Source organism: Carboxydocella sp. ULO1 (assembly GCF_002049255.1).
Classification (GTDB): Bacteria; Bacillota.
This window is the reverse complement of sequence record NZ_BDLQ01000081.1, coordinates 171,130-189,967: the sequence shown is the minus strand read 5'-3', so window position 1 is coordinate 189,967 and position 18,838 is coordinate 171,130. Positions and strand designations below refer to the sequence as shown.

At 52.3% G+C, this 18,838-nt stretch carries 16 protein-coding genes; 5 read left to right on the top strand and 11 right to left on the bottom strand.

What is annotated here, in order from left to right; all coding sequences use genetic code 11:
* Positions 1 to 183, bottom strand: a 183-nt coding sequence (locus ULO1_RS15235; protein WP_242947946.1) for a hypothetical protein, incomplete at its 3' end; no start/stop codon positions are given.
* A 289-nt stretch (positions 184 to 472) separates the two neighbouring features.
* Here ULO1_RS15235 and ULO1_RS11100 point away from each other — a divergent pair.
* Both ULO1_RS11100 and ULO1_RS11095 read left to right on the top strand, forming a co-directional pair.
* On the top strand, positions 473 to 1,897 hold the full coding sequence (locus ULO1_RS11100) for an FAD-binding oxidoreductase (protein WP_375804204.1): 1,425 nt from the start codon (positions 473 to 475) through the stop codon (positions 1,895 to 1,897).
* Positions 1,898 to 3,172, top strand: coding sequence for a (Fe-S)-binding protein (locus tag ULO1_RS11095; RefSeq protein WP_079933608.1), 1,275 nt, complete (start codon positions 1,898 to 1,900; stop codon positions 3,170 to 3,172).
* Here the strand turns inward: ULO1_RS11095 and ULO1_RS11090 are convergent.
* From ULO1_RS11090 to ULO1_RS14815, 7 genes are all read right to left on the bottom strand, one after another.
* A complete protein-coding gene (locus ULO1_RS11090; RefSeq protein ID WP_079933607.1) occupies positions 3,141 to 5,363 on the bottom strand; it encodes a Ger(x)C family spore germination protein in 2,223 nt (740 codons plus the stop codon). The two genes, ULO1_RS11095 and ULO1_RS11090, sit on opposite strands and share 32 nt — an antisense overlap.
* On the bottom strand, positions 5,360 to 6,814 hold the full coding sequence (locus ULO1_RS11085; protein ID WP_159446627.1) for a spore germination protein: 1,455 nt from the start codon (positions 6,812 to 6,814) through the stop codon (positions 5,360 to 5,362). The genes ULO1_RS11090 and ULO1_RS11085 overlap by 4 nt, the downstream gene beginning before the upstream one ends.
* Positions 6,815 to 6,821: 7 nt before the next feature.
* On the bottom strand, positions 6,822 to 7,028 hold the full coding sequence (locus ULO1_RS11080; RefSeq protein WP_079907752.1) for a hypothetical protein: 207 nt from the start codon (positions 7,026 to 7,028) through the stop codon (positions 6,822 to 6,824).
* A gap of 18 nt (positions 7,029 to 7,046) precedes the next feature.
* Entirely contained in the window at positions 7,047 to 8,765 is a 1,719-nt protein-coding gene (gene polX, locus ULO1_RS11075) for a DNA polymerase/3'-5' exonuclease PolX (RefSeq protein WP_078665431.1), read from the bottom strand.
* Between the two features lie 2 nt (positions 8,766 to 8,767).
* Complete coding sequence (locus tag ULO1_RS11070; protein ID WP_078665432.1) at positions 8,768 to 9,676, bottom strand: MBL fold metallo-hydrolase; 909 nt, start codon at positions 9,674 to 9,676, stop codon at positions 8,768 to 8,770.
* 45 nt (positions 9,677 to 9,721) lie between these two features.
* Positions 9,722 to 11,518, bottom strand: a complete 1,797-nt coding sequence (locus ULO1_RS11065; protein WP_159446894.1) for a bifunctional diguanylate cyclase/phosphodiesterase — start codon at positions 11,516 to 11,518, stop codon at positions 9,722 to 9,724.
* Positions 11,519 to 11,637: 119 nt separating this feature from the next.
* Positions 11,638 to 11,796: a hypothetical protein gene (locus ULO1_RS14815; protein ID WP_159071795.1), complete on the bottom strand. Its 159-nt coding sequence runs from the start codon at positions 11,794 to 11,796 to the stop codon at positions 11,638 to 11,640.
* 121 nt (positions 11,797 to 11,917) lie between these two features.
* Here ULO1_RS14815 and ULO1_RS11060 point away from each other — a divergent pair, with 121 nt between their 5' ends.
* The 3 genes from ULO1_RS11060 to ULO1_RS11055 all read left to right on the top strand — a co-directional run bounded on the left by ULO1_RS11060 (position 11,918) and on the right by ULO1_RS11055 (position 17,123).
* Positions 11,918 to 15,427: a multicopper oxidase domain-containing protein gene (locus ULO1_RS11060; protein WP_242947945.1), complete on the top strand. Its 3,510-nt coding sequence runs from the start codon at positions 11,918 to 11,920 to the stop codon at positions 15,425 to 15,427.
* Between the two features lie 54 nt (positions 15,428 to 15,481).
* Positions 15,482 to 15,607 (top strand): hypothetical protein, encoded by a 126-nt coding sequence (locus tag ULO1_RS15325; protein WP_278308230.1) that lies wholly within the window; start codon positions 15,482 to 15,484, stop codon positions 15,605 to 15,607.
* 151 nt (positions 15,608 to 15,758) lie between these two features.
* A complete protein-coding gene (locus tag ULO1_RS11055) occupies positions 15,759 to 17,123 on the top strand; it encodes a hypothetical protein (protein WP_200806961.1) in 1,365 nt (454 codons plus the stop codon).
* An 85-nt stretch (positions 17,124 to 17,208) separates the two neighbouring features.
* On the opposite strand, the gene ULO1_RS11050 is transcribed toward ULO1_RS11055, so the two are convergent.
* The 3 genes from ULO1_RS11050 to ULO1_RS11040 form a co-directional block, all read right to left on the bottom strand.
* Positions 17,209 to 17,673 carry a DUF6385 domain-containing protein gene (locus tag ULO1_RS11050; RefSeq protein ID WP_079907120.1) on the bottom strand — a complete coding sequence of 155 codons (465 nt, stop codon included), beginning with the start codon at positions 17,671 to 17,673 and terminating at the stop codon, positions 17,209 to 17,211.
* Positions 17,674 to 17,688: 15 nt separating this feature from the next.
* Positions 17,689 to 17,988, bottom strand: coding sequence for a DUF6385 domain-containing protein (locus ULO1_RS11045; RefSeq protein WP_079907122.1), 300 nt, complete (start codon positions 17,986 to 17,988; stop codon positions 17,689 to 17,691).
* Between the two features lie 110 nt (positions 17,989 to 18,098).
* Complete coding sequence (locus tag ULO1_RS11040; protein ID WP_079907123.1) at positions 18,099 to 18,773, bottom strand: DUF6385 domain-containing protein; 675 nt, start codon at positions 18,771 to 18,773, stop codon at positions 18,099 to 18,101.
* Positions 18,774 to 18,838: the final 65 nt, after the last annotated feature.

The window sequence follows — 18,838 nt, the reverse complement described above, 5'->3', positions numbered from 1 at the left end:
AGCACCTTCCAGGAGCCGGTTAAAGGCCCACCGCATACAGGCACAGAAGAGACGCATCTCCGTAGTCAGCTGGTCTTCTTCGCCCCGGCTCCATTTCGAAGACCGGTGAGTCGGGTAAATCTCCGGAAAAAACTCCCCGCACACAGTTATGCTAAATTTGTTTTTCTCGTGTTTCTCTGGCATTCCTGATCAGCTCCCCGAAACCCTGCCGTACTTTGCTGCTTCTCCAATGGATAATAGTTCCATACTTTTAATGTAGCAAAACAGTTAAATACAATCAATTATAGTCTAGTTTTCTGAAGCTGCTGCTTACCTCCATCCCTCTACCTTCCATCTTATCCAATCGCAGAACCAGAGAAAAGAGCAAGACTTGCAAAATACTGTATACTTATTCATTTAGGGCAGACAGGAGGAGTGCTGTAGTCGTATAATATTTTAAGATAAGACTCAATATACGTGGGAGGGAACCGGGGTGGCCTTAGCCCAACAAATCCAAACAGAAATTATCCGGATGCTTGGCCATGAGAAAGTGCTCACCAGCCCATTGGAGCTGGCTTACTATTCTTATGACAGTTCTTTTCTAGCCCGGGAAAAAAGTTTTTTACCTGATCTGGTGGTTTTCCCGACCTCTACTTCTGAAGTCGCTGCCATTATGAAACTGGCCTGGCAGCATGAAATTCCCGTCACCCCCAGGGGAGCCGGAACCGGGGAAACCTGTGGCTGTGTTCCTGTTAAAGGGGGAATCGTACTGGACCTGAGCCGCTGGAAAACCATCGAAGAAATCGATGCCGCCAATATGCAGGTCTGGGTACGCCCGGGTGTCATTCACGCTGAGCTAAATGAAGCCCTGGCTCCCTATGGACTTTTCTTTCCCCCTGACCCTGGCAGTACCCGTATGTGCACCATCGGAGGCATGGTAGCCAATAATTCCAGTGGCCTGCGGGCGGTCAAATACGGAGCCACAGAAAACTATGTCCTGGGCCTGGAAGTGGTTCTGCCCAACGGGGAAGTGATTATTACCGGTGGCACCCGTTCCAAAGCGGTAAAAAGCGTTACCGGCCTCAATTTGACCAAGGTTTTTGTCGGCTCGGAAGGCACTCTGGGTGTGATCACCAATATCCGCCTGCGCCTCTGGCCCAAACCCAAAGGCCGGGGCATAGCCATGGCGGTTTTCGCCAACCTGGAAGATGCTCCTGCCGCTGTCCTGGACGTCTATCGCGCCGGTATCCTGCCTTCCGGCATCGAAATTATGGATAATTCCGCCATCCGGGCGGTAAGTGAATTCGCCCCGGAACTGAATCTGCCGGTGGATGCCCAGGCCATCCTGATCTTTGAAGTGGATGGCAATCCCGCCAGTGTAGCCTGGGAAGGAGAACAAATTCAGCAAATCGTGGGACAGCGGGCCCTGCGCATCGAATGGGCCACTGAACCCAAGCGCATGGCTGATCTCTGGCGCGCCCGTGGCGTGGTGGCAACTGCCGCTGCCCGTGTTCGCCCTGATGGCAGCCGGATTTTCCACGGGGAAGATATTTCGGTTCCATTTACCCAGGTAACCGAGGCGCTGCGCCGCATTCAGGCCCTGGGGGAAGAATTCGGGGTCAAGGTGGTGGTCTATGGCCACATCGGAGATGGCAACCTCCATACCGCCCCGGTCATCGACCCGGAAAACCCGGCAGAAGTGGAACAGGCCCACCGTCTGGCTGATGCTATCCACCGTCTGGCCGTGGAACTGGGCGGTACCACCACCGGTGAGCATGGCGTCGGCCTGGTCCGCGCTCCTTATGCACGGCTGGAACACGGTTCCGCCCTCAAAGCTATGTGGGCAGTTAAAAAAGCTCTGGATCCCAAAAATATCATGAATCCGGGGAAAGTGCTGCTGCCTGAGGAGGAGAGCTAAATGCTGGCCCATGAACCGGAACTGTTAAATCAGCTGAAAAAATGCGTGCGCTGCGGCCAGTGCCGTTCCGTCTGTCCCGTTTTTGCTGTGCTGGGCAAGGAGTCGGCCGCTCCCCGGGGCAAGGTGTTTCTGACCGAAATGCTGCACAAGGAAAAACTGCCCCTGTCGGAGGAAATGGCCGGCCAGCTCACAGCCTGTTTGCTCTGTGAAGCCTGCAGTCAGGAGTGCCCTTCCGGGATTCCCGTGCATCGCTATGTCAGTATCGCCCGCAGCCATCTGGCCAAGAAAGGGTATTATAAATTCAAGCGCCAGCTCTTCGGCAAGCTCTGGCCCAGAACCCGTTTTCTCTCTCTGGCCGGTGAGCTGCTCAAGGCCTATCAGCATCTGGGTATCCGCAGCCTGGCCCGGGGGCTGGGGTTGACCCGGTTGCTGCCCGGCTCTCTAGGGCAGGCGGAAGCCGTCCTGACCACCGTCCCCAGGCAACGGGCCCGTCAGCTGCTGCCCACAGTGACTCCTGCTCAGGGAGAAAAGCGGGGCCGGGTCTATTATTTCCTCGGCTGTGCAACTGACATGCTCTTTCCCCACATCGCCCAGGCCACAGTAAAGGCCTTGAGTCAGCAGGGCTTTGAGGTGGTAATCAGTCCGGAGCTGAACTGCTGCGGTATGCCCCAGCTGGGTAACGGCGCCCGTGATACCGCTGTCAGCCTGGCGGCCAGGGTACTAGAGCAAATCGAAACCGCCGGGGCTCAGTGGGTAGTCAGTGATTGTGCCTCCTGTGGCGCAGCTTTAAAGGAATACCCCCAGCTGCTGGCCGGTACTGAACTGGCAGCCACCGCCCGTACCTGGGCTGAGCGCACGCGGGAAGTTACCGCTTTCCTGGCCGAGCAAGGCCTGCGGGAAATTACCGCTTCCAGTACATTACCCCTGACTGTAACCATCCATGACCCCTGTCACCTGGCCCGGGGCCTGAAACAAAAAGCCGCCCTGCGTCTGTTCCTGCAGCAGCTGCCGGGAGTGGAAGTGCGGGAAATGGCTCAGGCTGACCGCTGTTGCGGGGGGGCCGGCACCTTTTTCGCCACCAACTATCAGCTGTCCCAGACTATCCTGGCGGAAAAGGTAGCCAATATCCGCCAGAGTGGGGCTCAGATAGTGGTCACTCCCTGTCCAGGCTGTATTTTGCAAATCAGCCATGGCTTGCGGCAGCAGGGACTGCCGGTACTGGTGAAACACCCGGTGGAATTGCTTACTTCCCTTTCGCCCAGGGACTATAAATAGTGGTAGATAAACGCCGTACTCTCACTTTAATCTTTAATTCCAGATGAGCGGTGGGCATTACTTCACTCCACCGCTCTTTCACTTTTTCCCAAATTTCCGGTTTTTCAGCAGCTAGCGCCGCCCCCAGACCGAATATATCGGCTCGGGTCTGGCGTTGTTTGTTCCAGGCCAGTTGAATTTCCTGAAGTATCATTCTGGTTAAGTGCTGTTCCAATTGCTTTACATTCGGACCAGTAGCCGGGTTGGTAAATCCGCTTTTTTCCCCGAGATTGCCTTCCACCTCCAACTCTAATTGATAATAGGGTTTACCATTTCGCCAGCCAGGCTTGAGCCGTCTTTTTTCTATCCGAATAATTTCAAAGGAAATTTTTCCTCCTCCTGGCTGGGGTGCAACGATAATCCCGCTCTGTACCTTGCCTTTAACCCACAATACCCCCCGGGTCTCTCTGGCATCCAGCCAGCCTGCTAGCCGTGTACCTTTTAAAAAGGCTGCTCCAGCCATATAGATTACTCTTTCCGGCAATAATTCCCCCCGTTGTTCTGCCTCCAGCCCTAAAACCTCCCGGCTGTATTTGCGCCAGCTCAATGGCTCAACCGCTGTCGCCAGCGGTGCCTGTGCTCCCTGGCTGGCCAGGGCAGCAAGAAAATCTCCCATTTTCACTTTTACAGTACCAGAAGTACCAGAAGCAACTTTTTCCACCTGGTCTTTAAGAAAAGTCGCCGGCAGGGGTGTATAAGGAGGAGCATTTTGCAGTACCTGGTAAGCCTTGCCTCTAGCAACCAAAACATAGGGTGTACCCCGTAATTCATGATCAGAGCTGAAAAAATCGATAATTTGGTCTACTCCCTCCCTGGCCGCATCTTCCCCGATCACTAGAACCTGCATGTGGGAAAAAAACAATTTCGCCCCTGTAGCCATGATCAGGTGGCGAACCGCTTCAAAGGTAGTCTCCCCATTACTGATAATAGTCCAGCTCTTAGGCCCCTCGGCCCCTTTCTCTGCTTTCAGTTTTTCCAGCAAAGGCATCTGTACAGTTATCAACACTTTACCATCCGGTGCCCGATCTACTCCCACAGCTAAGGCATACTGGATTTTTTCTGCTTCTTTGCGGTTCCAACAGCCCTGATTGATTAACATCATAAAGATTATTAACAGGCTTAAAATCCTTTTGCTATTCAGTTTAGGGCGGGCCAGCCACCAGCACAACCAGGGACTGAGTAGTAAAATTAACCAAAAATGCACTGTATCGATCTTAAGTACTGCCTGTACCGCATCAGTAGGCAACATGGCCAGGCCCAGTTGCCAGAATGCTAAAGGCCATACCAGCATTCGATCATTCTTCAGCTGAAATAGCCGTCCCACAGCCCAGGCCCCGATATACAACAGTAAAGCGAGCCTAATCACTGCATTTTGAAACCAGAGCATTAGAAAAGCCACTTCAATCCGTTCAATAAAACCCCCAAGAGAAATATTTTTAACTACATCCAACATCGGCCAAAATAAACGTTGTACTGTATATAAACCAAAAATTCCCACCACCAGCGTACAGGTAAGACTGATAAGCAAGGCTGGCATTAACATTCCGGCCCAGATTAACCAGTGCTCATATTCTTTCTTTATCTTAAAATACTCACTCAAAAACCACAAGGGTAACATATTTAAAGTAAAGCCCATCAGAAAGATTACTGCTTTGATAAAGGCGGAAAATTCAATAAAAAACAGGGGTTTTAAGCGAAAGGGATCAAAGTCAGGAGCGGATAACATAAATACTATGACTGTTGCTAAAATAAATATCGGTGTTAACAAAAAATTAAAGCGAACAATCAGCTTTAACCCACCACGAGCTAAGACAACTGGCAGTATCAATGTCAAAATCACGATAACCAGTATCGGGGTTTCCGGCATTATGGCAGTATTGATGAATTCTCCGTAACGGCGTAAAGTAACTGCCCCCTCTATCATGGTTAGACCCAGAATTACCAATGCCAGCCCTGGTCCAAGCTTGATACTGCTGCCCCAGGGTATCCTTCGCACTAACCAGAACAAGCAAGGGGCTAACAAAACGATTGCTCCCAGAGGAGCCAACCATGCCCCTGACTGCATCAATACCACTAAAGTACGGGGAATTGTAACAAAATAAAAGCCCATTCCTGCTATTGTTTCTAACCAGAACAACTGCCAAACGGTCATTGTTGTTCCTCCCCTTTGCCCACCTCACCTTTAAAAGGAAAGCGTTCCTGACCTGCAGCCTCTCCTCCGATGCAGAGCAGATGATCATCCCACACCCGCCACGATGAAGGAAACAGGCCCAAGGCATAAGGTATACCATAGACCTCCATTTGCAATATATAAGCCAAAATCAAACCCAGGGCCAGCGTTAGGCCAAATCCCCCCATGACTGCCGCTGCCAGCATAACTAAAAATCGCAACAACCGAATACTAAAGGCAAGGGAATAGTTGGGAATAGCAAAAGTTGCTAAAGCCGTCAAGGCTACGATAATAGTCAGAATAGGCCCAACCAAGCCGGCCTGGACAGCTGACTGCCCGATAACCAGTGCTCCCACTACTCCCAGGGTATTACCCATTGGCCCAGGTAAACGCAAACTGGCTTCTCGAATCAGCTCGATCGCAACTTCCATCATCACTGCTTCTGCAAAGGCAGGCATAGGTACACCACTGCGTCCGGCGGCAATCGATAACATTAAGGAAGTGGGGACCATTTCTTGGTGAAAGGTAGTGAGAGCAATATATAAAGCCGGCAATGACAAAGCAATCATGAAGGATAAAACCCGAATCCAGCGAACGCTGGTAGCCAGGATCGGGTGAATATAATAATCTTCAGCCGAAAAGAGAAAATCAGTAAATAAACCAGGTACGATTAAGACAAACGGCGACCCATCTACCAGCAGGGCAATTCTCCCTTCGGCTAAAGCTGCCCCGACCCGGTCTGGTCGCTCAGTTGCCAGCACCTGGGGAAAAGGGGACCAGCGCCGGTCGGCCAGCCACCTTTCCAGCATACCACTATCCCATATTCCGCGTAACCGAACCTGACGCAAGCGTCCCTCTACTTCCCGAACCAGGGATGGGCTGACCAAATGATTCAGATAAAGAAAAGCGATTTTAACCTGATGTTCACTTCCTATTGATATATATTTGACTTTTAGCTGCCGATCGAGGCATCTACGTCGTACTAAAGCCAGATTAGTTTTTAATACTTCGCAAAAGCCTTCCCGTCCACCCCGAAGTACCATTTCCGCTAATGGCTGCTCCGGCTGACGGTGTTCCCAGCCAGAAGTCGCTAACAGCCAGGCTTCTTTTTCCCCTGTTACCAGGAGGACTGTACGTCCATTGAGAAGCTCCCGGGCAATTTCTGTAATATCAGCACTTTTACGTAAATCCGGCCCTGCCCGTTCCGCAGCTAACAGCCTGGCCAGTTGACTTTCTTCCACCAACCCTTCCAGGTAAAGGACTCTGGCTTCAGCCCCTTGCCATTTAATACTCTGGACTACCAGATCATCAGGACAGCTAAGCCACTCTATAATAATAGTACTATCTTGAACAGGCTGACCCTGTAACTGAAAATTGGTTTGGTCTTGACCCGCATTTTTGCCCAGTTTACGCCAATTCCCTGTTTTTTTCATAAACTGGCTACCACCTTTCCGGAATAAGATCAAAGAAGGCATCAATCAGCGGTTCTGCCAGTTTAAAGATAATCACTACTCCCAGTAACCAGGCAGAAAAAGTTAACCCTAACATAACCCAGACTTCTTTATGCTGACCCAGATGCCAGTATTGATAAGCATCCGGTCCTATAATCACCACCATAATTAACAAGAGGATTATGCAATTAAGCATAAAAAATCCCTCCCCGGGTTAGCTTTTCCAAGGAGGGATTTGGCTATTCAGGACATCCTTTGCAGTTAACCAGCCTTTACGGGCGATATTGACCCCATAAATGACATAGCCCAGTTCTTCCCGGCGATGGGCATCGGGATTGATGGCGATTTTAACTCCCAGCTCCCTGGCCCGGCGGCACCAGCGCCAGTCCAGGTCCAGGCGATAGGGATTGGCATTGAGTTCAATGGCCTTGCCATAGCGGGAAGCAGCCTGCAAAATCTCTTCCAGATCCACCGGATACCCTGGCCGGGCCAGCAACAATCTGCCCGTGGGATGGCCCAGCATGGTGACCGCTGGATGCTCCAGAGCTCGCAGCAGGCGCCGGGTCATCAGCTTTTCATCCTGTTTAAAACCGGAATGGACAGAAGCAATAACAAAATCAAAGCTGGCCAGCACCTCATCAGGATAATCCAGCCCACCATCAGGCAGGATATCCACTTCTATCCCTTTCAAGAGGCGAAAATCTATGCCTTCTTCCTGCCACTTACGGTTGAGGACATCAATCTCCCGCTGCTGGCGCTGGATATCCTCCAGGGAGAGACCGTGGGCATAATAAGCAGAGCGGCTGTGGTCAGCAATACCAAGAAATTTCCAGCCCAGCCTGCGGGCGGCCTCAGCCATATCCGCCAGGGTGTGGATGCCATCACTGTAATTGGTATGGACATGCCATACTCCCTTCAGATCAGAAAGGTTCACCAGTTCTGGCAGCTGCCCCTTTTCCGCCACTTCAATCTCGCCCAGACCCTCTCGCAGCTCCGGCGGGATATAAGGCAGGCCCAGGGCTGCATAGGCCTCACGCTCAGAAGTAGCAGCGGCTACCGGTTTCTCTTCCTGGAACAGGCCGTATTCATTGAGCTTTAAGCCCTGTTTTTTGGCCCGCTGGCGTAGGAGAGTATTGTGTTCCTTGCTGCCGGTAAAATGGAGCCAGGTCCAGGCGAATTCCTCTCCTTTGGCCAGCCGCAGGTCACAGTTGATACCAGACATCAGCTCCAGAGTCAGCTTGTTTTCGCCGCCACTTGATACCGCTTTGACCAGGGACAGTTGCTCCAGAGCTGCCCGGAATTGCTGCCAGTCAGTACCCGGGGCCAGTTCCACCACCAGGTCCAGATCCTTGACCACTTCCAGTAAACGGCGCCAGCTGCCCGCCATCTCGGCGCGCTTAACCTGAGGCAACAGACGCAGCTCGGCCAGCAAGTCAAAGCCGATGACATTGGCCTCAGCCCAGCGCCAGCGCCCGGCATATTCCCGCCGTTTCTCGATAGCGGCCAGAATATTGGCCTGGCTTTTGGCCCCAAAACCCGGCAGGGTCAGGAGCCGATTCTCCCGGCAGGCATATTCCAGTTCCCCGGGATTACTGATTCCCAGCTCCCGGTATAAGGTTCCCACTTTTTTCGGGCCCAGTCCGGGTATCGCCAGCATTTCCAGCACGCCTGGCGGAAACTCATTCCGTAGTTCTTCATAGGCAGAGGACCGCCCCTCTACCACCAGCTCCCGGATTTGTTCCGCCAGGCTCTTGCCGATACCTTTGATTTCTTCCAGCTGGCCGCTGTCAACCAGCTGGTTCAGGTCTTCGGTCAGGGTCTCCACAATGCGGGCCCCGCCGTAAAAAGCCCGGGCCTTAAAGGGGTTTTCCCCTTTCAGTTCCAGCAACTTGCCGATTTCTTCCAGCACATGGGCTACCTGTTTTTTATCCATCTTCATTCCCCTTCTGCCAGCTGCAGATGTTTGCGGATGGTCAACTGTTCCCAGGCATTGATCCAGGGATCCACCTGGAAACGGGCAGGATAAAAAATCCCCTGGACTGCGATTTCAGCTACCGAAAGACCCTGACGCCAGAGAGTCAGGATTTTTTCATGTTTATGGTCGATAATTTGCAAGTATTCCTTTAAACGCCGATAAAACTCATCTTTACTCAATAGCTCAGGTACATGCGAGGTAAGATAGTATTTTGCCGGCAGTTCCAGCAAAGCCAGAGCCGACTGCCGGTAGGCGGTGATGTCCCCATCTTCCCCCATATACCAGGGCCCGAATTCCGTCAGATCCACATCAGCAGTAAAGACCAGTTTCTCCTCCGGGAACCAGAGACAGGCCATGCCGGCAGTATGGCCCGGTGTATGCAGGAAGACCAGGGGTAAATCCCCCAGGTCCATCGGTTCTCCATAAGGATAGGTCCCATCAACTCGGCCGGTGGACCAGAGCCATTCCTGGCGACCCCAGGGAGCCAGACTCTGTCCCTTGATCCGATCAGCCTGCAAATCCGCCAGCCAGGCCGCTACTTTTTCCTCTCCCAGGGCCCAGGTTATCCCAATAGTGCGCACTAGCTGCCGTAAATCCAGTAAATTAGGGGCATCGATGGGATTACTCCAGATTTCCGCCTGTTCTTTAAACAAATAGGTATAGACTACATGGTCAAAATGGTAGTGGGTCAGATAGACCCGCTCTACCGGCAACCTTGCTTTCAGGGCCTGCAGTTTTTCCTCTCCGGCCCCGGCATCCACCAGAGCCTTGACTTCCTTGCCTTCCAGGTAGAGGTTGTTACTGTAAGGAAAATTGGCCCCGCGCTCACCAAAGATTACTTTTATTCTCCCTTTCTCCCGGTCAAACATCTTGCTCCCCCCCTTTTACCATCATAGGGGTTCTGGCAAGCAATGTCAAATGCGGCGCAGCAGCAAGGGCACAATTTCCCCCGGTGGTAAGGGTTTGCCAAAGTAGAAACCCTGGGCCAGGTGGCACTGGCTTTCCCGCAGAAACTCCAGCTGTTCCCGGGTTTCCACCCCTTCCGCCACTACATGTAAATTCAGGGCCTGTCCCAGGCGAATAATAGCGGTTACCACCGTAGTGTCACTGGGATGATGAGGTGCCTGACGGATAAAGGACTTGTCTATCTTCAAGGCAGTTAAAGGAAAACGGGTCAAATAACTGAGGGAAGAATAACCCGTACCGAAATCATCGATGGCTACATGAATCCCCAGTTCTCGCAGTTCCTTGAGAATATCAATGGTTCGCTCTACATCTTTAATAGCTGTGCTTTCAGTAATCTCCAGCTCCAGCCAGCGGGGATCCAGGCCGGTTTCCTTCAGTATTCCCTTGACCATGGGTACAAAATCATCCTGAAGAAACTGGCGGGCGGAAATGTTAACTGCCACCCGCAGGGAAGAAAGCCCCGCCTCCTGCCAGAGCCGGTTTTGCCGGCAGGCCTGGTAGAGTACCCATTCCCCGATGGGAACAATCAGGCCGCTTTCTTCGGCAAGGGGAATAAAATCGCCGGGGCTGATGGGACCTTTGTCCCGATGTTGCCAGCGCAGTAATGCTTCCACTCCTATCAACTGACCGTTTTCCACCAGCACCTGGGGCTGATAATGCAGGCTTAATTCCTTCTGCACCAGGGCCTGGTCCAGATCGGCTTTCAGCTGCATGTTTTCCAGGCTTTTGGCCCCCATGTCCCGATCAAAGACCCGGCAAAGATTGCGACCCTGTTCCTTGGCTTCAAACAGGGCGGTATCCGCCTGCCTCATTAATTCCTCTTTATCAATGCCCTGCTGAGGAGCCAGGGTAATCCCGATACTGACGGAAGTATAGATTTTTTCCCCTTTGATCTTAAACGGCTCTGCCATAATTTTAATCAGCCTGCGGGCCAGCTCCAGCGCTTCCTTCTCTGTCCCAATCCCCTGAGCCAGGACGGCAAATTTATCCCCGCTGAGACGAGCAATCCGCAGCTTTTCTCCCCCGCTCTCCAGCAGGCGCCGGGCTGTTTGCAACAGCAATTCATCTCCCGCCAGAAAGCCCAGAGTATCATTGACAAATTTCAACCGGTCCAGGTCCACGAACATAACCGCCACCGTGTCCAGGTTTAGCCTTACCAGTTCTAAAGCCTGGGCCAGCTGCTCACAAAACCAGCGCCGGTTTGGTAAACCCGTCACCGGGTCCCGGTAAGCCATTTGCCGCAATTTTTCCTCCAGTTGCAGGCGTTCCAGTTCCAATACAGCCCGCATGGTAAAAATCTTTAGCACTTTTTCTACCACTTGCTGATCCCGTAGAGGCTGACGATCCAGGGCCAGCAAGAGCCCCAGCAATCTCCCTTCAGCATCAAGAAGGGGAGCAGCAACACAGCTTTCTAACTTTCCCTTCAGGAGAGGGAATGTCGGAGCCTGGCTCAACCCCTGCGGGCAGCAACAAAACTGTCCTGCCATCAGCCTGGCACAGGGGAGTTCCTTTAGATTAAAGCAGAAATTATCCCAGGCCAACCCTTCAGCCCAAACGGCAACAGTGCGCACCTGGTTAGTTTCCGGTAAATATTCACCCACCAGCACATGGCTCATTTTCAACAAGCGGGCCAGATAATAAACAAGCTGCTGGAAAAAAGCCTGACCAGTGGCTCGGGCCAGACTACCAGCAGTATTCTCCGCTAAAGCCATGTCTATTAGATTTTCTCTTTCTTTTTCTTTCATCCTGTTCGCTCTCCTCATGCTGCCATTTTTTATTTTTAATACTTCGCTACAATTCTAATAAATCCTTGTGATTAAAGACTCATTTTTTAAAAGTTGCAATTTTATGGACAATATTTGCATTAATCTCCATCGCAGTCCACATCAACTTTAGCATCCTTAATACGGATACTGATGGACATAAAGTCATTTTCCAGTTTGATTTTTTTCTTTCGCCCATCCTCCGACTGGCGAATTTTCACTTTCAGTTTGTCTTTGCTACAGTCATCATTATGGCCCATTTTGCCCACCTCCGGGCTTTTTTGCTATATTTTATGGGCATAAAGCCAGAAAGGTGTCAAAGCACTCCTTTGCCCGGCGGTCCATAATATAGAGAAGGAACAAATAGCGGGAGGGATGCCCGTGTCTGCACCTGCCCGTTACTACCATGTAGTCGCTCTTTCTGTGCCCATCGTGCTCAACAGGGCTGGAGAATACAATCCCAATGGCATGATGTTTGTCCTGAAAGAAAGGGAAGCTGAGCTACGGCAACAAATTGCCAGCAACCCCGGACAACCGGTGCCTCTGGTCCAGCCCCTGGTCATCCGGGCCTGTGCCGGCGAATGGGTGGAAGTGCTGCTGGAAAACCAGCTGCCCTTCCCGGTCTCCATGCATATCCAAAAAGCCGCCTATTCCATACAGACAAGTGACGGCAGCCTGGTGGGCCTGAACCAGTCATCCCTGGCCCCATCGGGTGGCTCTAGCACCTATCGCTGGTTCTGTCCCCGGGAAGGAGCCTACCTGTTCAATGACCTGGCCAACCCCCTCAGCAGTGAGACCGGCAGCAATGCCAATGGTCTCTGGGGTGCACTGATCGTCGAACCTCCCGGCTCCCGCTGGACCGATCCCGAGACGGGAGGCGAATTGCCCAGTGGCACCGCAGCCGATATTCACCCGCCCGGACGTCCCTCCTTTCGGGAATATGTCGTCTTCTTCCATGACGAATTCCCGGCCGTGGCAGCTGATGGCGGCCCCATCATCGATCCCATGCATCCGGAGCCAGTGGTGGAAGTGCATACCATCAGTTATCGCTCCGAACCCAGCCGCATTCGGCCGCCCCGCGGGGGCTGCAGCGGCGAGGAATGTATGATGAGCTCCTGGGTACACGGTGATCCGGCCACTCCTGTTTTCCACGCTTATATCGGGGACCCGGCGGTTTTCCATCTCATTCATGCCGGAATCAAGGAGACCCATGTCTTCCACCTCCATCTCTACCAGTGGCATCTGGAACCGGATAATCCCCGCTCTCCCATCATCGACTCGATCAGCATCAGCCCCCAGGAAACCTATACCTTCAAACCCCTGCACGGTGCCGGCAGCCTGGCCCGTAACTTCGGAGACGCTATTTTTCACTGTCATCTCTATCCTCACTTCGATAATGGTATGTGGGGCCTCTGGCGTACCCATGATGTGCTGGAAGATGGCAGCCGTTTCTACCCCGATGGCACCCCCATCAAGGCTCTGCAGCCTTTGCCTGACCGCCAGCCGCCGCCAGCGCCTGCTCCGGAACGCCCTGGCTTCCCCCTCTTTATTCCTGGCATTTTCGGTCAGAAACCCCCGGCTCCTCCTCTGGGCATAGTCGGCGGACGAGATCCGACACCGCTGGAACAGGCGGCCTTTGCTGCCAATGCCCGGCCCGGTGCGGTTTTCGCCAATCCAGCCCCTCCCGATGCCCCGGTACGGGAATATGAGATTGTCGGAATCAGCCGGGACCTGGTCTACAATCAGCAGGGCTGGCATGACCCGGAGGGACGCCTGTACGTACTGGCCGAAGATGAAGAGGCTGTTTTATCCGGCCAGAAAGTCTCAGAACCTCTGGTGATTCGGGCCAATGCCGGTGAAGTGGTGCGGGTGAAATTCACCAACAAATTCCCCCTGCAACTGGGCGGCAATGCTTTTCAAAACCGGCATCATACCACTGAAGCCGGCATCCATATTCATCTGGTGAAATTCGATGTGCAATGTTCTGACGGATCCGCTAATGGCTGGAATTACGACAGCAGCGCCCCCTATGGTGAGACCATTGTCTACCAGTGGTACTGTGACCGGGAATTGCATGCAGTTTTTTTCCATGACCATCAGTTTGCCAACCTGCACCAGCAACACGGGGTTTTCGGCGCCCTGATCGTAGAGCCACCTCATTCCATTTATCTCGATCCCGGTACCGGCATACCCTTGAAATCCGGCACCAGGGCCATCATTCACAACCCTTTCCTGCCGGATTTCCGGGAATTCGTCCTCTTTGTCCATGACTTTGCCCTGCTGTTCGATCGGGAAGGGCAACCCCTGAATCCGCCGCCTTTTCCTGATTCGCCCCAGGACCCCGGGGTAATGGGGATTAACTACCGCTGTACCCCATTTCTGTTCCGTCCCGGGGATCCGTCTTATGTCTTCAGCTCCCGGGTGCACGGCGAGCCCGATACCCCCCTGCTGGAAGCCTATGCCGGCGATCCCGTCCGCATCCGGCTGCTGGATGGGGCCCAGGAAGAACAGCATTCCTTTATTTTACACGGCCACCGCTGGCACCGTCAGCCCCGGGATCCGGCATCCCCCCGTACTTCCAGCCAGACCATCGGTATTTCGGAAGCCTTCAATTTCTTTTTCACCGCCCGGGCCCAGCGTCGTACTGATTATCTCTATTATTTCGGCGGCATCGATGACCTCTGGCTGGGTCTATGGGGTATTTTCCGGGTCCATGTCCGACCGGTTGCCCATTTGCACCCGTTGCCTGACCGGCAATATCTGCCTCTGACCGCTCCCATCCGGCCATTGCCAGCCGGTCCGGTGCGGCGTTACCAGGTGGTAGCCATGGCTCACCCCATTGTGTATAACCGCTTTGGTGATCATGATCCCAATGGGCTGCTTTTCGCTCTGGCTCGCGATGAGGCGGCCATACGGCAGGGCACGCTTGTTCCCGAACCCTTGCTGCTGCGGGCCAACCTGGGTGAAGTGGTGGAAATCCACCTCACCAACAAACTGCCGGAGTACCTGCCTTCAGCCACCTTCCCGGAAGTGCCCCTGCAAATACCCTGGCCTGCCTCCAGCCGGGTTTCCCTGCACATCCAGACCCTGACCTATCTGGGTCCGGAACAGGATGGCGCTGCCGTCGGCTTCAATCCCGACAGCACCATTCCTCCCGGCGCTTCCCGGGTCTACCGTTTTCAGGCTGACGTCCCGGGCCTGCATTTCTTCTACAGTATGACTGACCTGCGCAACCACCGACAACGGGGGCTGTTCGGAGCCATAATTGTTGAACCGCCAGGTTCCTACTGGCTTGATCCCTATAGCGGCAAACCCCGCAGCCATGGCGCTCATTTACTCATCTATCCTCCTGGCCAACCGCCCTACCGGGAATTCGCAGTCATTGCCCACAACGGTATTGAACTTTTTGATCAGCAGGGTCAGCGGATACCTGACCCGCAGGAAGTTGAGGACTTTGAAGATCAGGGACATAAAGCCTTCAATTACCGCAGTGAACGGCTGGCTAACCGACTGGCCTTCAACCCCGATCCGGCCCTGGTCTTCAGCTCAGCTGTTCATGGCGACCCGGCAACACCCCTGTTTGAAGCCTATACCGGTGAACCCCTGGTCTTTCACTTCGGCATGGCTGCCAGCAAACCCCGCAATACCTCTTTCCTCATTCACGGCCATACCTGGACTCTGGGGACCAGTATTATCGCCTGCCAGGGAAAAGTGAGCATTGGCAACAGCTGGACCCTGTATTTACGGGAAAAAGCCGGGGGCAGATTCAGAGTGCCGGGGGATTATCTCTACCGGGCGGGGGTCTTACGCTGGGATGTCGAGGCGGGAATGTGGGGGATTTTACGAGTACATGCTGAGAAAAAGAAAAACCTGTTGAAATTAAATGGATAACATGTTTATAATTGGAGTGTGTGGGGAACCACCCCTGGAAAGGAGGTGGTAACCATGGACATTATCGATTTTCGCGAGTGGCTAAAAACTCTCGCCCCTTACCTGGCACCATTGATACACTATTTGATGGAAAAAATGAGAAAAGCACCACCGAAGGCCCCTCGCAAAGGTAATCGGTAGTGCCCCACAGGGCGGGTTTACCCGCCCTCCCACACACATTTTATGCACAATCTATGTACATATTATACCCGAAAAAACAATTTTGTTCAACGCATATCCCCTGCCTGGCGGACATAAATTGTTAGGGAAATTGTCCGAAGGGAGGGGTTTTATGTTTCTGGCTTATCGCAGTTTGAAACGATTTTTACTAAAAGTAACTGCCGGCATCCTGGCTATCGGCTTCCTGGCCGCAGCTCTGGCTTTTCTGACCCCGGGCAGCAAAGCCCTGAATGTCTGGTCCTGGAAACGCAGCAATTTCAAGGAGGTCATGGAGAAGGAGAAAAAAGAAAAGCCGGAAGTCATGGCCCGGCAGCGCAAATTGCTGGAAGAACGCTATAACCTCACCGGTAAAACCACCAAAGAAGTTACCATGTCCCGGGGCAAACCCATTCCCGTGGGCCCCACCGCCAGACTGAAAAAGGGCCTGACCTGGCAGGAGCTGGCCCAGATGAGCCCGGAGGAAATCAAGAAAAAAGGACTTTTCCCCTATTTGCCTCTGCCCCATCCCCATCCGGCCAATGGCGGTATGGTCTTTCCCCCGGTGCAGTTAAAACAGTTTCCCGAGCTGACCCGTTTCGATGTGGATTTCGACCTGCCTGATGCTTATCTACCCGAATTTCCGCCTGCCATGTTTCTTACCACCAGACCGGAACTGGGAGACGTGTCCAAAGGACAGGTCATTACCCTGGACAATTTTTATGAGCTGTTCAAGGACATCCTCACCCCAGTCCAGCTGGAAGGCCTGCGCCTGTTAGTCACCCGCTTTCCCCAGCAACAGTTCAATGCTACCGATGACCGCAAATCGGAAAAGCCCAGCCAGGGGGTTTCCTGTTTCGATTGCCATGTTAATGGCCACACCACCGGGCAATTCCATCTTAACCCTGACAACCGGCCCCAGGAAGCCCGTTTCCGCATCGATACTCCCAGCCTGCGCGGCACCTTTATCCAGCAGCTATTCGGTTCCAAGCGTTCCCTGCGTTCCGTCGAGGACTTCACCGAATTTGAACAGCGGTCCGCCTATTTTGATGGCGACCATGTAGCTGCTGCCAAAAAGGGCATCAATCCCCTGTCCCGGGAACAGGTAATGCACATGGCCCAGTTCATCAATATGCTGGATTTCCCACCCGCACCCAAGCTGAATGAATATGGTCGCCTCAATCCAGCCAAAGCCACTGAAGCAGAACTGCGGGGAGAGCAGATCTTCTTCGGCAAAGGCCGTTGCAGCAAGTGCCATCCCGCTCCCTATTATACCGACAATCTGGCCCATGATCTGAAGGTTGAACGCTTCTATGAAGGCCGCCCGGAAGGGCCTATCAAGACTTTCCCGTTACGGGGATTAAAGGATAGTCCACCTTACCTGCATGATGGGAGATTGTTGACCATCGAGGATACGGTGGAGTTTTTCAACCTGGTGCTGGAATTGAAGCTGAGTGAACAGGAAAAGAAAGATCTAGTCGCCTTTTTGAGGCAGTTGTAGTTGAATTCAGTTTGCCCGGATTGAGCCTGGCGAATACAAAGTAATTAAAAATCGCTCCTGTTGCCAGGGGCGATTCTTCTTTTTCTTAACTATGACCTTGAAAATATATATCCACGATTCCATCCGGACCTTGATTATCAATTTTTACCAGCTCCACCGCCAGGTAGCGCAAGAAAAAGTTTGGATTCATCACCTTAGCTTTCTCGGGTTCAAGTACCTGGGCCAACCCATCCGTTACCCACGGACCGGTGCTCTCCGGAGCGATCAGCAAAGTAGCTACTACAGTGACACTGCCTACATTATGCAACAGATAACTATATTCACGCAATGTAGCTACATCCTGCTGCAACCATTTTTGGGGTATGCCCGTTACCTGCACACCCTGTAGTTTTTGTGAAACAAAAACAGGTACCTGAATAACATTCATGGGTTCAATAATTTTTTTTATAATCAACTGCCCCTGGTTATCGGTTTTCAGCGGTTGGGAGGTATTGGTTCCGTAAACCTGGACCCTAAACTCATTGGGATAGTAATTGGCATACTTGCTCATATTCTACCCTCCCAATCAGAAGTAATAAATCCACAAATCAAAACTGGTCTGGCAAAACTCTGTCTTATATTTCACTCTCAGAAAGGGAGCGGGAGTGGATAAGATAAGCCTTTGCAAACAGCCCGGATTGGTCGAAGTCTGGGCATTTTCCCTGAGAAAATCCTCTCCATTCGGACTGATTTCCAGCCACCAGATAACCGGGAATAGGCCCTGGTTTTTGAGAAAAACCGTAACAGTACTTGCGCCACTGATTTCTACCGGGCCGGTGGAATTTTCAGTAGTATTAGCAATTACATTCGGTATATACAATAGCATTGGCTATTCACCACCAGTGACCATATTAATAAAAACCTGTATCCTGACCCGGATAAACATGAAAACAGGCACTTGTCTGCTCAGACAAAGTGCCCTATCTAAATTAGGTTCTAAACCTGTGCCTGATAGGTTATATTTAAGGTTACAGCACTGGCAGCATCCACAGCCCGGTAGTAAATTCGAGCATATTTGACCTGGTAGGAACCAACCAAAAAAGCCACACTGTTCTGGTTCAGAGTGACCGGACTACCATCATTGACCCAGTCGGACTCATCAGCTCCCACTGCGCTAAGTTGTAGCTGAACAACCGCCTGGGCATTTGCCACCGTAGAGCTGTTTTTGACAGCAAATGTCCAGGTATTGTAACCCAGAATCGGCCTGGCAGTTGCGCCGCTGGCAGTAACAGAAACATTATTGGCAATTACTTCTGTAACATCTGTAGTTGCCAGATTATTCATTGAGACATTGACCAGACCAGTACCTAGAGAAACGGCCAGTTGTCCTGATCCTGTAGTTACTGTGACTGTCCCTACATTAATATTTCCGGTAACCGCCAGGCCCGTCGAGGTCACAGTTACTGTGCCTACATCTACTGCACCAGTCACTGACAATCCCGTAGAAGTGACTGTGACTGTACCTACATTAATACTTCCGGTAACCGCCAGGCCCGTTGAAGTAATAACTATACTACCAGAGTTATCAGTATTAATAGCCTGATTCTGGCTGCCGAATATCTTGATTTTTAGTGAATCAGGATTATCCTGAAAAACTTTATAGTTCGGCATACCTTTCACTCCCTAATTAATCAGATAGCTGATATACACTATGATAAGCTCAAAAAAATTGTTAC

Excerpts from the sequence above, each read along its gene's own strand:
- ULO1_RS11045 (WP_079907122.1), bottom strand. The coding sequence starts at position 17,988 with ATGCTATTGTATATACCGAATGTAATTGCTAATACTACTGAAAATTCC.
- ULO1_RS11085 (WP_159446627.1), bottom strand. The coding sequence starts at position 6,814 with ATGAAAAAAACAGGGAATTGGCGTAAACTGGGCAAAAATGCGGGTCAA.
- ULO1_RS11070 (WP_078665432.1), bottom strand. The coding sequence starts at position 9,676 with ATGTTTGACCGGGAGAAAGGGAGAATAAAAGTAATCTTTGGTGAGCGC.
- ULO1_RS11040 (WP_079907123.1), bottom strand. The coding sequence starts at position 18,773 with ATGCCGAACTATAAAGTTTTTCAGGATAATCCTGATTCACTAAAAATC.
- ULO1_RS14815 (WP_159071795.1), bottom strand. The coding sequence starts at position 11,796 with ATGGGCCATAATGATGACTGTAGCAAAGACAAACTGAAAGTGAAAATT.
- ULO1_RS11080 (WP_079907752.1), bottom strand. The coding sequence starts at position 7,028 with ATGCTTAATTGCATAATCCTCTTGTTAATTATGGTGGTGATTATAGGA.
- ULO1_RS15325 (WP_278308230.1), top strand. The coding sequence starts at position 15,482 with ATGGACATTATCGATTTTCGCGAGTGGCTAAAAACTCTCGCCCCTTAC.
- polX (WP_078665431.1), bottom strand. The coding sequence starts at position 8,765 with ATGGATAAAAAACAGGTAGCCCATGTGCTGGAAGAAATCGGCAAGTTG.
- ULO1_RS11065 (WP_159446894.1), bottom strand. The coding sequence starts at position 11,518 with ATGAAAGAAAAAGAAAGAGAAAATCTAATAGACATGGCTTTAGCGGAG.
- ULO1_RS11050 (WP_079907120.1), bottom strand. The coding sequence starts at position 17,673 with ATGAGCAAGTATGCCAATTACTATCCCAATGAGTTTAGGGTCCAGGTT.
- ULO1_RS11090 (WP_079933607.1), bottom strand. The coding sequence starts at position 5,363 with ATGACCGTTTGGCAGTTGTTCTGGTTAGAAACAATAGCAGGAATGGGC.
- ULO1_RS11095 (WP_079933608.1), top strand. The coding sequence starts at position 1,898 with ATGCTGGCCCATGAACCGGAACTGTTAAATCAGCTGAAAAAATGCGTG.
- ULO1_RS11055 (WP_200806961.1), top strand. The coding sequence starts at position 15,759 with ATGTTTCTGGCTTATCGCAGTTTGAAACGATTTTTACTAAAAGTAACT.